Origin of the sequence: Brevundimonas staleyi, from assembly GCF_041893865.1 — a bacterium.
GTDB classification, from domain to species: Bacteria; Pseudomonadota; Alphaproteobacteria; order Caulobacterales; family Caulobacteraceae; genus Brevundimonas; species Brevundimonas staleyi.
Genome location: NZ_CP169082.1, coordinates 1,500,308 through 1,514,201, shown reverse-complemented (window position 1 = coordinate 1,514,201; position 13,894 = coordinate 1,500,308). Strand labels below are relative to the sequence as shown.

The window sequence follows — 13,894 nt, the reverse complement described above, 5'->3', positions numbered from 1 at the left end:
GAATCCCTCCCTTGGGTCCTGATCTAGACGATGTGTAGCGTATCGGCGGGCGGCGCGTCTTCGGCCATCGGCGCAGGCGCGGGCACGCCGTCCAGAAGCTGACGCGCCGCGACGACGTTGGGCGCGGCATACAGCGCCATGACCCAGCCGAAACCCATGGCCTGCGGAATGCCAGTCAGGGCCAGCGGCGCGATCATCGCGCGGAACACCGGCTCCAGATCGGCGACGGTCCGAACATCGGACGGCCAGCTCAGGCCCTGGCCGAAGAAGCCGGCCGCCAGGATGCCCCCGACCACGGCGTACATCAGGATCACGCTGATCATGTAGATGAGCCAGACCAGCAGGTTCAGCCCGATCATCTTCCACACCTGTCCCCGCGCCAGCGCCCAGCCCTGGGTGAAGGCGAAGGTCTTCAGGATAAGACTGGCCGGAGCGATCAACGACACCCGGACCAGCGCCCAGATCGACCCGATAAAGACGATCAGGCCGTAGATCATGACGACCACGACGGCGGCCGCCTCGTTCGCCGCCCACAGCGCCATCGCCAACCCCACGCCGATCAGGATCAGGATCACCAAGGCGATGTACCAGCCCATGAAGACGGCGAGGATGGCCACCGCGACCCGCAACTCGTCCATGCCGAGCCTGAGGAACAGGAACCGGTCGCCCCGCCCCGGCGAAAGCGCCGACCGCCCCGCCGCCGTCCACAGCACCAGCATCAGCAGATAGACCAACAGGTTCATGCCGTTGATCGCGGGGCTGAACCGCGACATCTCCACCATATACTGGTCCATGAAGGCCGGATTGTCCGCCTGATCGAATGGCAGGGCGGCGAACATCGGGACCAGCAGGGCATATATCGCGACCGTGACCGCGACCATCATCAGGCCCCAGACGAACAGATACAGCGGCCGGCGCTTCAGCATGACGAACGGCGCCCCCAGGGCGTCGTTGAACGAGAAACTCGGCTTCATCGTCTCGGCTCCGTTAGCGCGGTTCGTCGGGCGACCAGTACTCAAGCTGTCGATAGGCGGCCCCCAGGAAACCCAGGGTCAGCGGAAGTTGCAACCCGACCAGACCGACTACCCAGACGATCTGCGCGACCACGCCGCTCAGAAGCCCGGTCCCGATCAGGATCAGCAGCAGGATCTTCGGCAGAGCCGTCAGGATCAGCCCGCCCAGGATCGGCCAGAAGCTGCCATAGGCGATGCCCATGGAGTTCAAGGACACCATCTGGCGGCGTCCCAGGGTCGCCGGGACGAACAGTGACAGCCGCACGGTCAGCAACAGCGGAATGGCGACGGCGCCGATGGCCAGAATGGCCAGGACGCCCAGCTTCCACGGCTCTCCGACGCCGGCCCAGTTCCGCGCCTGGATCGCCTGAACGTTCAGCTCCGCCATGCCGAAGATGGCCAGGACCACCAGTCCCAGGATCGACAGGATCATGGCCAGGAACAGCAGGCACAACAGGGCCGCGCCCACCAGCCGCGCCTCGGGCAGTTTCGCCTGCAAACCGATCGGCCCGAGCCCCAGCGCCCTCGCCTCGCTCAGGGTGTCGCTGATTGACAGCCGGGCCAGGGCCCCGACCGCGACCACTGTCGAAACCGCGACCAGCAGACCCCACAGCCAGACCAGCCCGCCCGACGGCGCCCAGACGACGGGCGCAAGCCAAAGCACCGCGCACAGCAGCAGGGCGCCGACCGCCCCCTGCCACAGCAGCGGCAGCACGCGCAGCGTCCGACCCAAGGCGACCTGAAGCTTCAGGCGCCGGCCTCCGACATCCTTGTGGCTCATCAAGCCCCCTCGCTGAGCAATCGCTGCATCATAGCGGCGGATAGCACGTCCGGGCCAGTCGGCTACTGACGAACACCTCGCGCGTGTCTAAGAAGCCGCGCATGACCACAGACCTGAAGCCCATCCACGTCATCGGCGGCGGCCTCGCCGGATCCGAAGCCGCCTGGCAGATCGCCTCGGCGGGCGTGCCCGTCATCCTGCACGAAATGCGCGGCGTGCCCGGCGTGAAGACCGACGCCCACCACACGGATGGTCTGGCCGAGTTGGTCTGTTCCAACTCCTTCCGCTCCGACGACTGGGAGCACAACGCCGTGGGCCTGCTGCATCAGGAGATGCGCGAGCTGGGCTCGGTCATCATGGCCTGCGCCAACGATCATCAGGTGCCCGCCGGCGGCGCGCTCGCGGTCGACCGCGACGGCTTCTCCCAGGCCGTGACCGCCAAGCTGGAAGCCCATCCGCTGGTCACCATCCAGCGCGAGGAGATCGCCGGCCTGCCGCCGGAAGAGTGGGACAATGTCATCGTCGCCACCGGCCCCCTGACCTCCCCCGCCCTGGCCGAGGCCATCCTGTCGCTGACGGGCGAGGAGAGCCTCAGCTTCTTCGACGCCATCGCCCCCATCGTCCACGCCGACTCGATCGACTTCGACATCGCCTGGCGTCAGTCGCGCTACGACAAGGAAGGCCCCGGTGGAGACGCCGCCGCCTACGTCAACTGTCCGATGAACAAGGCCGAGTACGACGCCTTCATCGACGCCCTGATCGACGGCCCCAAGGCCGAGTTCAAGGAATGGGAGAACGTCCCCTATTTCGACGGCTGCCTGCCCATCGAGGTCATGGCCGAGCGCGGCCGCGAGACCCTGCGCCACGGCCCGATGAAGCCCGTCGGTCTGACCAACCCGCGCGACCCGCTGGTCAAGGCCCACGCCATCGTCCAGCTGCGTCAGGACAATGCTCTGGGGACCCTGTTCAACATCGTCGGCTTCCAGACCAAGCTGAAGCACGGCGCCCAGGCCGAGACCTTCCGCATGATCCCCGGCCTGCAGAACGCCCAGTTCGCCCGCCTCGGCGGCCTGCACCGCAACACCTATCTGAACAGCCCGCACCTGCTGGACCGTCAGTTGCGGATGAAGTCGATGCCGCGCCTGCGCTTCGCCGGTCAGGTCACGGGCGTGGAAGGTTATGTCGAGTCGGCCGCCACCGGCCTCCTGGCCGGTCGCCTCGCCGCCGCCGAACGGCTCGGAAAACCGCTGGATGCGCCCGAAGCCCACACCGCCATCGGCGCCCTGGTCGAACACATCACCGGCGGCCATCTGGACGGCGCCAAATTCCAGCCGATGAACATCAACTACGGCCTCCTGCCTCCGCTGGAAGCGCCCAAGGTCGATGACGAGGGCAAGAAGATCCCGCTGAAGGAGCGCGGACGGGCCAAGAAGCGCCTGATGAGCATCCGGGCGCTGGAGGCTCTGAAGGCCTGGCGCGACGCGGCCTGAGCGGCATCGCGCCTGACGGCAACCCTAGATCGGTCGAGCGAGGAAGACGGTGCAGCTGTCGCCTGGGGCGAGGGGATCGCCATAGCAGTTTCCGCCCACGGCGATGTAGGGCGAGTCCGCCGAGATGGAGGTGATGGTCACGGCGCCGCCCGTCCCGTTGGTGAGGGTGGTCGAACCGCCATTGTCGACGATGGTGAAGACCTGCGGGCTCGGCCCCGTGAGCGTGAAGCTCTCCACGGCGCGCGCGTTGTTGGCCGTGCCCAGCGTCGCCAGACCGATCATCGCGGCCATTCCATAGGCCAGACCGTTGCCCATGCCGCGCTTGCGCATGACGACGACCGCGCCGATCGCCATCGCCAGACCCAGGACCAGCATCATCTCGGGGCTGAGCGGCACCGCGGCCGGGGCGGCCGAGGTGAAGGTCACGGTCACATCCGCCGCCGAGGCCGCACCGGCCGAGGCCAGAGTCGCCGTCGTAAGTACCGCCGCACCGGCATGGCGCATCGTCGATCGTTGCATGGGAAGCCCTCCAGAAACTTGCGTTTTCCGTGACTAACGAAGAGCTTGCGTGTTCGCCACCCTTGACGCTCGCTATACCGCCGATCGGGCTGAAAAGATTCCGTACTATTTTTCGGAGTCCCAACCGCCCCTTTCGGCTCGGACATCGCCTGGGAAGGCGAGGTGTCACGCAAGCGGGGTAGGTTCGCACCATGGCCTATGTTTCGATGCTGTTTTATTGGGTGTCCCATCACCCGTTCCTGATCATGCTGGGCTTCCCGCCCGCGCTCGTCGCCATCGGGACGCTTCTAGGCGTCTTGAAACTGAGCCGGGCCGCCGTGCTGAGTTTCGCCCTGGCGGGCGCGACGTTCGTGTTCGGCTCCGTCAACATCTTCCTGGGCGGCATGGCCAATGCGGCCTTCCTGAACGCCTTCGGGGTCGAGGGGCGGGCCGTCATCGTCGATGCGCGCGAGACCTCGTCCCGCCTGAACGAGCAGCCGGTCTGGGCCTATGACGCCGTGGTCCGCACGGCCGACGGTCAGGACGCCGACACCAGCTTCAACACCATGACGGCCTCGCTCTGGCCGATCCGGAACCAGATCCTGATCCCGCCCCGCGGCGAGAACTTCGTGGTGAAATACGTCCCGGGCTTCCCCCGCAACATCGTCATCATGACCGACCTGTCGCCCTCGGGGCAGCGGCGTCTGCTGGCCCAGAATCGCGCGCCGGTGGATCGCGCCGAGCGGCGGCTGGCGGCCAGTCCCGACAACACGCGCTTCCGCGAGGACTACCGCCGCGCCCTGTCCGACTTTCTGCGTGATCACCGCGAGGCCGATCCCCGGGTCACGGCCGAGTTCGAACGACGTCTCGCCGCGCTGAACGCCGAAGACGGAACGCCCGCCTCGCTTCAAAGCTAGGCCCAGGACCGCTAGACAGGGCGCGAACTGGAACCCGCCGTCTTGCTAGAGCCCGTCAAGGTCACGATCCGCCGCCGGATCAACGAGCTGTTCAACGACTACGAGCGCGGCGAGCGCCCTGCCCTGCGCCGCGCCGACGCCCTGTTCCCGACCGACGCCGTGGCCTGGCGGGTCAATGGCGACATCGTCACCATGATGATCGGCGGGGTGTCGGGCCTGCTTTTGCAGATGCTGCATCCGGCGGTGCTGGCGGGCGTCTGGGACCACTCCGACTTCCGCGCCGACATGCACGGCCGCCTGCGCCGGACGGCGAAGTTCATCGCCGTGACCACCTTCGACCACGCCTCGGCCGGTCAGGCCGCGATCGACCGGGTCAAGGGCATCCATAGGAAGCTCGGCGGAACCCTGCCGGACGGCACGCCCTACAAGGTCGACGATCCGACCCTGCTCGCCTGGGTCCATGTGACGGAGATCACGAGCTTTCTCGACGCCTGGGTCCGCTATCAGGAGCGGGACATGCCGGCGGCGGATCAGGACGCCTATTTCGCCGAGATGGCCCGCATCGGCCTGGCCCTCGGCGCCGACCCCGTGCCCCGCAACCGCGCGGAGGCCGAAGCCCTGATCCAGTCGATGCGGCCCCAGCTCAAGGCCGACGCCCGCACGCGCGAGGTCGCCGCCCTGGTCATGGGCCAGCGCATCGGCGGCGCCGCCGAGGGGATCGCCGCCGGTCTGGTCATGGCCGCCGGGGCGGATCTGCTGCCCGACTGGGCCCGCCGGATGCACGGCTTGCCGACCGCCCGACCCGCCCAGCGTTTCGCCGCCCGCTCGCTGGCCCGCACCCTGGACTGGGTCTACCAGGGCTCGCCCAACCGCCAGGTCTGGCCGGACGAGGTACGTGTCTGGCCCGACGGCGCGCCGCGCTAGGCCAACCAACTCCAGACAAACAGGCCGATCTGCGCGGCCGTCGTCAGCACCAGCGCCGCGATCAGCACCGGCTCGACCCGATCCGTGGCGCGCGCCGCCGCTGGCCGGCTCAGGCGACATTCGACAGGAAAAAGCAGCACGCTCAAAGAATCGTCTCCGGCAGTCCGCAGATGATACACGATGCGATAAACAACCCAAACGTGTATGTCCTCACGCGTGAGCGCCCTAAGACCTTGCCCCCTCGTTCCTACTGAAGCGGCGCCGTCCTCAGCGCCTGAAGGTTCGCCGAGCCGGTGCAGAAACAAACCGTCCGCAACTGCCGGATCACCGTCTGGAAATGCGCGACCACCGCCTCGGTCGAGACAGTCGCGGCCTGAAGCACCCCCGCCGCCTGACCGACCACGTCCGCCCCCAGCCGGATCGCCTTGGCCGCATCGACCCCGTCCCGCACCCCGCCCGATCCGATCAGCACCATGTCCGGACAGGCCGCCCGCACCCGCGCGATGGCGGACGCCGTCGGAATGCCCCAGTCGGCGAAGGCGAGCGCATGGGCCTTGTCGGCGGGATCGGTCGCCCGTTCCCCCTCGATCAGCCCCCAGTTCGCCCCGCCGGCGCCCGCCACGTCCAGCGCCGCGACCCCCATGGCCGCCAGTCGCCGCGCCGTCGCCGCCGACAGGCCCGCGCCCGTCTCCTTGACCACGACCGGCGTCTCCAGCCGATGCACCAGGGCCTCCAGCGCGGCGCCCACGCCCCACCAATCGCGGTCGCCCTCCGGCTGACAGGCCTCCTGCAGCGGGTTCAGATGCACGATCAGGGCGTCGGCGCCGATCATCTCGACCGCCCGTCTCGCCTCGTCGATGCCGAAGCCCCGCGTCAGCTGGGCCGCGCCGATATTGGCCAGGATCGGCGTATCCGGCGCCCGCCGCCTCAGCGACTGGTCCAGTCCCGCGTCCGCCCCCTCCAGCGCCGCCCTCTGCGACCCCACCGCCATGGCTATGCCGAGCGCCTGGGCCGCCTCGGCCAGATGGGCGTTGATCGCCTCGGCCCGCGCGGGCCCTCCCGTCATGGAACTGATCAGCAAAGGCGCCTTCAGCCGCCGCCCCAGAAAGTCCGCGCCCAGGTCGATCTTGGCGTGATCCAGATCCGGCAGGGCCTCATGCACGAAACGGACGGCGTCGAACCCCGCATCCCGCGCATGCCGCCCGCCGCCCGACAGGACGACGTCCAGATGCTGGTCCTTGCGGTCGGATATGTTCGCGTCAGACAAAACCAACTCCGCTCATCCCCGCGAAAGCGGGGACCCAGTGCTTTCGTGGCGCACCATGGCCGGGATCGGCGTCGTACCGCAAACCCTGACGGCGTTCTCCCAAAGAACTGGGTCCCCGCGTTCGCGGGGATGAGCGGATGAGGAAAAGCGGATAGACTGCGCCCATGCTCCCCCTGTGGTTCATCCTTCTGACCCTGGCCGTCTTCTTCTTCATGGAGGGCGTCGCCTGGTGGACCCATCGCTACATCATGCACGGCCCGCTCGGCTGGGACTGGCACCGCGACCACCACCAGCCCCACGACAAGCCGTTCGAAAAGAACGACCTCTATGGCGTGGTCGGTTCCGTCGTCGGCTTCGGCCTGTTCCTGACCGCCTGGCTGACGGGCCTGTGGTGGGTCTATGCCGTCGCCACGGGCGTGACCCTCTACGGCGCCGTCTACGCCTTCGTGCACGACGGCCTGGTGCATCAGCGCTGGCCGTGGAACTGGATGCCGAAGAACGGCTACGCCCGCCGCCTGGTCCAGGCGCACAAACTGCATCACGCGGTCCAGACCCGCGAAGGGGCGGTGTCGTTCGGCTTCGTCTTCGCCCCCAACCCCCAGCGGCTCAACGCCATCCTCAAGGCGAGGCGGGCGGAACGGGCGGAGAAGTTGGATAAAGCCTGACCAACGCGAGGCTTGCCATTTTTTGCCATCGGGCTCAGGCTCCCACCATGAGCTCGATGAACATCTCCTTGTCTGAAGATATGAAGGCCTACGTCGACGATCAGGTTTCCGGCCGAGGCTACAGCACCAGCAGCGAGTTCGTGCGCGATCTGATCCGTCAGGACCGAGAGCGCGAGAACCTGCGCGCCCTCATCCTCAAGGGCGCGGCCTCGCCTCCGGGTGAGGAAGCGAACGAAGCCTGGTTCGAGAAGCGTCGCGCCAGGATCCGGGCTCACGCGGGTTGACGACGCGTCGGCTCATTCCCCGAGAGCAGGCCGAGCAGGACATCGACGCGACGATTGACCATTACTTGCTGGAAGCAGGCGATCGAACGGCTTCCGGATTCCTCGATGCCGTTCGCGCGACCTTCCGTCAGATCAGCGATCATCCCGAGGCCGGCTCGCCACAACTGGGACAAAGCCTGAGGATCTCGGGGCTGCGAACCTGGAAGCTGAAGACCTATCCCTATCTGATCATCTACATCGTGGCCGAGACCGAAATCGATGTTTGGCGTCTGCTGCATGTCGGCCGCGACATTCCAGGTCGTCTCTCGGACCTCGACTGAACGTCAGACCCGCGTCCATAACCCCGGCCGCACCGGCGGCGACTTCCCGCGGTCCAGCACCTGGGTCCACACCGCGATCAACGCCCCTCGCCCGAACAGCCACAGCTTCATCGGCTTGCCCACCGACACCCGCTTCACCCAGACCCCCGGCCCGCGCCGCCGCACCTTCCGCCCGATCTCGCGATAGACGCCGCGCGCCGCCGCGATCGCCATCGAGGACCGGAACGGCAGCCCCCTCAGCCCGTCTCGCGCGCTGTCGTAATAGGGCTCCGCCACGGCCAGCAGACGCTTGGTCACCTCATGCACCGCCGGCCGGTTCGCCGGATCCGCCACCGCCTCGGCCGTCGGCTCCAGCCCCGCCTCGACCAGCCAGTCGGACGGCAGATAGACTCGCCCGTCTTCGGCGTCCTCGATCACGTCGCGCGAGATATTGGTCAGCTGGAAGGCCAGCCCCAGGTCCTGGGCGCGGCGCAGCACCTCGGGGTCCGTCACCCCCATGACCCGCGCCATCATCACCCCGACGACCCCGGCGACGTGCCAGCAATAGGCCATGACGTCGTCCAGCGTCCGGTACTCCCGATGCTCCACATCCATGGCGAAGCCGTCGATCAGGTCCATCGCCCACCGCTCCGGCAGGCGGTGTCGGATGGCCACGCGCTGGAAGGCGGCGAAGGTCGGGTCGGGCATGGGTTCGCCCGTCATGGCGCGGCGCGTCATGTCGTACAGCCGGGCCAGACGCCGTTGCTGTTCCTTGGTCGTCAGGTCCTCGTGGCCGAAACCGTGGTCCTGTCCGTCGATCTCGTCGTCGCAGGCCCGGCACCAGGCGTAGAGCAGCCAGGCGTCCTCGCGCACAGCCGGGTCGAACAGCCGCGAGGCCGAGCGGAAGCTCTTGGACCCCTTGGTGATCGAGGCCTTGGAGGCGGCGAGGACGGCGTCTGCGGTCATGGAACCTTCGCGGCCTGTTCCAGCATCAGCCCCGCCGTCGCCTTGGCCGAACCGACCACGCCGGGGATGCCCGCCCCCGGATGGGTGCCGGCGCCGACAACATAGAGGTTGGAGATGACGTCGTCGCGATTGTGCGGCCGGAACCAGGCGCTCTGCGTCAATATGGGCTCCAGCGAGAAGGCCGAGCCCAGATGGGCGTTCAGGTCCTCCTTGAAGTCGGCGGGCGTCCAGATCCGCGTCGTCACCAGATCTCGTCTCAGGTTCGGGATGTAGCGCGCCTCCAGATAGTCGATGATCTTCTCGCGGTACTCCGGCCCTTTGGTCTCCCAGTCGATGTCGGCGGCGCCCAGATGCGGCACGGGCGACAGGACGTAGTGGCTCGACATCCCTTCCGGCGCCATCGACGGATCGGTGGCGCAGGGTGCGTGCAGATAGAGAGAGAAGTCCTCGGGCAGATCAGGGCCAGAGAAGATCTCGGAGATCAGTTCGCGATAGCGGGGGCCGAAACAGATGGTGTGGTGGGCCAGCTGCGGCTGCGGCTTCGACGTGCCGAAATGCAGCACGAACAGCGACATGGAGAACCGCTTGGACTTCAGCGACTTCGCCTTGGCCTTTCCGCGCGGGGTTCGGCCTAGAAGCTTGTCGTAGGTGTGGACCACGTCGGCGTTGGACGCGACCATGTCGGCCCGGATCGTCTCGCCCGTGTCCAGCGTGACGCCCGTCGCCCGGTCGCCCTCGGTCTCGATCCGCTCGACGGACGTGTTCAACCGGATGGTCCCGCCCAGGTCCTCGAACCCCTTCACCAGCCCGGCGATCAGCGCCCCGGTCCCCCCGCGCGCGAACCAGACGCCGCCGCGCCGCTCCAGGGCGTGGATCAGGGCATAGACGCTGCTGGTCTTGAACGGATCGCCACCGACCAGTAGCGTATGGAAGCTGAAGGCCTGACGCAGGTGCGGATCCTGGATGTGCCGCGCGACCATGGCGTGAACGCTGTTCCAGCTTTCCAGCCGCGCCAGCTCCGGCGCCGCCTTGATCATCGACCAGAAGGACTGGAACGGCACGGCGCCGAGCCGGACGTATCCCTCCTGATACAGCTCCTCCGAATAGGCGTGGAAGCGGTTGTAGCCCTCGACGTCGGCCGGGTTGAACGATGCGATCTGCCGCTCCATCGCCGCCTGGTCATCGTTGTAATCGAACGACTTTCCGTCCTCCCAGCACAGCCGATAGAAGGGATCGACGGGCATCAGTTCGGCATAGTCGGACAGCGACCGCCCCGTCCCCTCGAACAGTTCGGTCAGGCAGTCGGGGTCGGTGATGACCGTGGGGCCGGCATCGAAGGTGAAACCCTGTTCCTTCCAGACGTAGGCCCGGCCGCCCGGCTTGTCCCGCTTCTCGATCAGGGTCGTCTGCACGCCCGCGCGCTGCAGCCGGATGGCCAGGGCGATGCCGCCGAAACCGGCGCCGATCACCACCGCACGCTTGGCCGTCACGTCTCTCATCAAGCCTGTCCTCGACCGGTTTCCCGGAGCTGTTTCAGTGCGCGCCCGACCGGCACGGGCGGTTTCCCCGCCAGGATGCGAACCTTGTCCAACGCCGTGGATCGCCCCGCATAGAAGCGCCTGACCAGCGCCTCCGACAAGCCGTAGAAGCGCCGCAGCACCTTCCACCGTTCCCCCGGCTCGGCCGCCCGGAACAACATTCTGTCCAGCAGCCGGTAATAGGCCCGCTCGGCCCACAGCGACTTCGAATGGCCCTCGACCAGGGCCCGCAGTCCCGCCGACGTCAGGTCGCTGGCTCCCGCCACCAGTCGCGCCACCGCCACCGCGTCCGGCAGGGAGTATCCCGTCGTCGGGTGGAAAAGGGCGCCGGCCAGCCCCACCCTGGCCACCAACGGCCCCTCGGCCCAGAAGGCCTCGATGTCGCCGTCCAGCGCGATGGGCAGGACGCCCTCCTCCTCGTCCACCACCGCCTCGACCGTCCAGCCGCGCGAGCGGATATAGGCGTCGATCCGGGCGTTCAGCAGCGCCCGGTCCAGCCTGGGGCCGTCCACATAGTAGGTGTCCTCGACCAGCACGGTCCGCTCGTCGAAGGGCAGCAGATAGACGAACCGATAGGCGTCCCCTTGCGCCACTGTGGCGTCCATGATGGTGGGCCGCGTCAGGCCGTGCGGCTCGCTCAGCCGCACCGTCCGCCCCACGAACAGCTGCCAGCCCAAATCCAGATGCGGCGTCGGCGACGGCCCCCGTGCGTCGATGACGGCGGGCGCGCTCAGCACCCGCCCGTCCGCCAGGGTCACCCCGTCGGTACGCACCTCGACCGCCTCGCCCGCGATCAGCCGGTCGCCCAACAACGGCGCCACGACCTCGTGCAGTCGGTCCGAGGTCAGGCTGTTGTAGGGCGTCGCCAGGACCCGGCTCAGTCCGGGGAAATAGACCTCGTACCCTGACGGCCACCGATGCGGCGTCGCCGGCTCCAGCCACGCTCGATCCTCGACCGAAACGTCGCCGTCGAAGAAGGACCAGGTGTGTTTGCCGCCCAGCCGACCGTCGCGCTCGATCACGACGACGCGCGCCTCGGGCCGGTCGATCGCAAGGCGCCACGCGATCAGGCTGGAGGCCAGGCCGCCGCCGACGAGGATCAGGTCAGGATCGGCTGCGCCCATGCCCGATCCTTAAAGCGAAAGAGGCCCCGACGCGAACGCATCGGGGCCTCCCTCGAGAGATTGCGGTTCGTCACCGAACCGCGGGATTTTGCATAACCGTCGTCACCGAAATCGCCGACGAACGGCAGTCATTGCATCATCGAAATCGCCGCCGACGATCCATTCGGCGGCGAACCGCAATCGACTACTCCTTGGGCTCGACCGTCAGAACGTAGGCGCCCGTCTGGCCCGAGGCGAAGCTGCGGGCGCGGATGACGTAGTCGCCGTCCTCATCCACCGTCCAGTCGACCTTAGCATGGGTGTCCGACAGGCTGTCGTCGTCCGAGACCACGGAGGTGAAGGCGCCCGTCTCGTCCTCGCGGCCGATGTCCAGGAAGGCGTCGAACTCATTGGAAACCATGGTCAAACGCAGCTTGTCGCCCGACTTCAGCGAGATCTTGTAGGCGTCGTAGAAGCTGCCGTCGTCGGCGATGGCGTCATCTTCCCCCAAGGTCCCGCGCGCCGTGGCGCCGACCAGGATCGAGCCCGGCAGGGGCTGCGGGCCGCGATCCGTCAGCTCCAGCGAGTAGAGCCCCTTGGCGTCGGCATAGAGCGGCGAAGCCCGCACAATGAACTCCCCGTCGTTCGGGAGGATGTAGTTCAGCCGCGAGTCCGTCCCCTCGCCCAGACCGTCGTCATCCGAGGCCAGGGCGTAGAACTCCCCCTCCGGGCTGCCGATCTGGAGATAGGTGTCGAAGTCACCCGACCGCATGGTCAGTTGGACCCGGTTCCCGGCCGTTCCGGTGAAGGAATAGGCGTCGAAGCCCCGATTCTCGTCGTCGCGCGGGTCCTCGGCGACGATCTCGCCCTGCACGGTGGCGCCGAAGCTGAGGGCGACCGGCGCCGGCAGCGGCGGGGCCTCTTCCAGCGACAGGGTGTAGGCGCCGGAGCCCTCGCCCGAGAAGGCCCGCGCCTCGATCACATAGTTGCCGTCCGACTGGATGGTGTAGGTCAGGCGCGAGTTGGTGCCCTGGCCCGCGCCGTCGTCGTCCGAGTCCAGCGCGGACCGGCCGCCGGCCTCGTCGTCGGAGAACAGTTCCAGATAGGTGTCGAAGGCGTCCGAGCCCATGTTCACGACGATCCGCTGGCCGGCCGTCGCGGAGAACGAATAGGCGTCGGCGCGTTGGCCGAACTGGTTGCCGCCGTCGCTCTCGTCCAGCGAACCCTCGATCGTCTGACCGAAGGCGATCGGCTGCGCGGCCAGCGGCGGCGGGGCTTCCGACAGCGAGACCTCGTAGTCGCCCTCGCTCGTGCCATCCAGCGGCGAGGCGCGGATGATGTATTCGCCGTTCGAGGGGGCGGTGAAGATCAGATAGGAATCCAGACCGCCGGCGCCCGAGTCGTCGTTCTGGGCCAGTTCCTCGAACGCGCCGCCCCGGCCCATCCGGCCCACGCGCACGATCGGATCGAAGTCGTCGCTCTTCAGGGCGATGGCGAACCGCTCGCCCTGGCGCGCCCGGAAGCTGTAGCCGTTGAACGCATATTCCCCGTACTGCCCGTCTTCCTCGACCGGGCTGCGGTCGGTGATCTCGCCGTCCAGTTCGTCGCCCATGCGGATGGCCGTGGGACGCGGCGCGCGCGGCGCGGCGCCACGATCGGTCAGCTGGATCGTGTAGTCGCCGCCTTCCAGACCGCTCAGGGTGCGGGCGCGGATGGTGTAGCTGCCGCTGTTCGCCGTGAAGCGCAGACGCGAGTTGGTGCCCTCGCCCAGGCCGTCGTCGTCAGAGGCGACGGGATCGCCCCGATCCGAACCCTCATAGGCTTCCAGATAGGCGTCGAAGGCGTCCGAGCGCATCACGACCTGCAACCGCTGACCCGGCCGCGCCTGAACCGTATAGGTGTCGTAGACGTACTGGCCCTGCTCCTCGCTATCGACCTTCGTGTCCTCGGCGGTCAGCTGGCCGTTGACCGTCTGGCCGATCCGCAGCGAGGTCTGCGCCGAGGCGGTTCCGGCGGCAAACAGCGCCAGGGCGCTGACAGTCGTGATGAAGACGGTGCGGCGCATGGGGACTCCCTGTTCTGATGTCTCAACATAGACGCTGAACCATGACGGCTGTAAATCGCCCGCACCATATCGAATCCTGACGAA

The 13,894-nt window shown here is 67.7% G+C and carries 15 protein-coding genes; 6 read left to right on the top strand and 9 right to left on the bottom strand.

The window, feature by feature from the left end; translation table 11 throughout:
• Positions 1-23 precede the first annotated feature (23 nt).
• Together ACETK8_RS07600 and ACETK8_RS07595 are read right to left on the bottom strand one after the other, a co-directional pair.
• Positions 24-974, bottom strand: coding sequence for a hypothetical protein (locus tag ACETK8_RS07600; protein WP_374038903.1), 951 nt, complete (start codon positions 972-974; stop codon positions 24-26).
• A 13-nt stretch (positions 975-987) separates the two neighbouring features.
• Positions 988-1,794: a hypothetical protein gene (locus ACETK8_RS07595; protein ID WP_374038902.1), complete on the bottom strand. Its 807-nt coding sequence runs from the start codon at positions 1,792-1,794 to the stop codon at positions 988-990.
• Positions 1,795-1,895: 101 nt separating this feature from the next.
• On the opposite strand from ACETK8_RS07595, the gene trmFO reads away from it, so the two are divergent.
• Positions 1,896-3,284, top strand: a complete 1,389-nt coding sequence (gene trmFO / locus ACETK8_RS07590; protein ID WP_374038901.1) for a methylenetetrahydrofolate--tRNA-(uracil(54)-C(5))-methyltransferase (FADH(2)-oxidizing) TrmFO — start codon at positions 1,896-1,898, stop codon at positions 3,282-3,284.
• A gap of 24 nt (positions 3,285-3,308) precedes the next feature.
• On the opposite strand, the gene ACETK8_RS07585 is transcribed toward trmFO, so the two are convergent.
• Positions 3,309-3,803, bottom strand: coding sequence for a midcut-by-XrtH protein (locus ACETK8_RS07585; protein WP_374038900.1), 495 nt, complete (start codon positions 3,801-3,803; stop codon positions 3,309-3,311).
• A 191-nt stretch (positions 3,804-3,994) separates the two neighbouring features.
• Between ACETK8_RS07585 and ACETK8_RS07580 the strand changes: the two genes are divergently transcribed.
• Both ACETK8_RS07580 and ACETK8_RS07575 read left to right on the top strand, forming a co-directional pair.
• Entirely contained in the window at positions 3,995-4,699 is a 705-nt protein-coding gene (locus ACETK8_RS07580; RefSeq protein ID WP_374038899.1) for a hypothetical protein, read from the top strand.
• 42 nt (positions 4,700-4,741) lie between these two features.
• Positions 4,742-5,623 (top strand): oxygenase MpaB family protein, encoded by an 882-nt coding sequence (locus ACETK8_RS07575; protein WP_374038898.1) that lies wholly within the window; start codon positions 4,742-4,744, stop codon positions 5,621-5,623.
• On the opposite strand, the gene ACETK8_RS07570 is transcribed toward ACETK8_RS07575, so the two are convergent.
• Both ACETK8_RS07570 and fni read right to left on the bottom strand, forming a co-directional pair.
• Positions 5,620-5,769, bottom strand: coding sequence for a hypothetical protein (locus ACETK8_RS07570; RefSeq protein WP_374038897.1), 150 nt, complete (start codon positions 5,767-5,769; stop codon positions 5,620-5,622). The two genes, ACETK8_RS07575 and ACETK8_RS07570, sit on opposite strands and share 4 nt — an antisense overlap.
• A 101-nt stretch (positions 5,770-5,870) precedes the next feature.
• Positions 5,871-6,890 carry a type 2 isopentenyl-diphosphate Delta-isomerase gene (fni, locus tag ACETK8_RS07565; RefSeq protein WP_374038896.1) on the bottom strand — a complete coding sequence of 340 codons (1,020 nt, stop codon included), beginning with the start codon at positions 6,888-6,890 and terminating at the stop codon, positions 5,871-5,873.
• 164 nt (positions 6,891-7,054) lie between these two features.
• Here fni and ACETK8_RS07560 point away from each other — a divergent pair, with 164 nt between their 5' ends.
• The 3 genes from ACETK8_RS07560 to ACETK8_RS07550 all read left to right on the top strand — a co-directional run bounded on the left by ACETK8_RS07560 (position 7,055) and on the right by ACETK8_RS07550 (position 8,159).
• Positions 7,055-7,555, top strand: a complete 501-nt coding sequence (locus ACETK8_RS07560) for a sterol desaturase family protein (RefSeq protein WP_374038895.1) — start codon at positions 7,055-7,057, stop codon at positions 7,553-7,555.
• A 68-nt stretch (positions 7,556-7,623) separates the two neighbouring features.
• A complete protein-coding gene (locus tag ACETK8_RS07555) occupies positions 7,624-7,839 on the top strand; it encodes a ribbon-helix-helix domain-containing protein (RefSeq protein ID WP_374038894.1) in 216 nt (71 codons plus the stop codon).
• A complete protein-coding gene (locus ACETK8_RS07550; RefSeq protein WP_374038893.1) occupies positions 7,836-8,159 on the top strand; it encodes a type II toxin-antitoxin system RelE/ParE family toxin in 324 nt (107 codons plus the stop codon). Before ACETK8_RS07555 ends, ACETK8_RS07550 begins: the two co-directional genes overlap by 4 nt.
• A gap of 3 nt (positions 8,160-8,162) precedes the next feature.
• Here ACETK8_RS07550 and ACETK8_RS07545 read toward each other — a convergent pair whose 3' ends face one another.
• The 4 genes from ACETK8_RS07545 to ACETK8_RS07530 form a co-directional block, all read right to left on the bottom strand.
• Entirely contained in the window at positions 8,163-9,104 is a 942-nt protein-coding gene (locus ACETK8_RS07545; protein WP_374038892.1) for a phytoene/squalene synthase family protein, read from the bottom strand.
• The gene (locus ACETK8_RS07540; RefSeq protein WP_374038891.1) at positions 9,101-10,603 is read right to left on the bottom strand and encodes a phytoene desaturase; all 1,503 of its coding nucleotides are present in this window, start codon (positions 10,601-10,603) and stop codon (positions 9,101-9,103) included. Before ACETK8_RS07540 ends, ACETK8_RS07545 begins: the two co-directional genes overlap by 4 nt.
• Entirely contained in the window at positions 10,603-11,766 is a 1,164-nt protein-coding gene (gene crtY / locus ACETK8_RS07535; protein ID WP_374038890.1) for a lycopene beta-cyclase CrtY, read from the bottom strand. The genes ACETK8_RS07540 and crtY overlap by 1 nt, the downstream gene beginning before the upstream one ends.
• Before the next feature lie 184 nt (positions 11,767-11,950).
• A complete protein-coding gene (locus tag ACETK8_RS07530) occupies positions 11,951-13,810 on the bottom strand; it encodes a PPC domain-containing protein (protein ID WP_374038889.1) in 1,860 nt (619 codons plus the stop codon).
• Positions 13,811-13,894 lie beyond the last annotated feature (84 nt).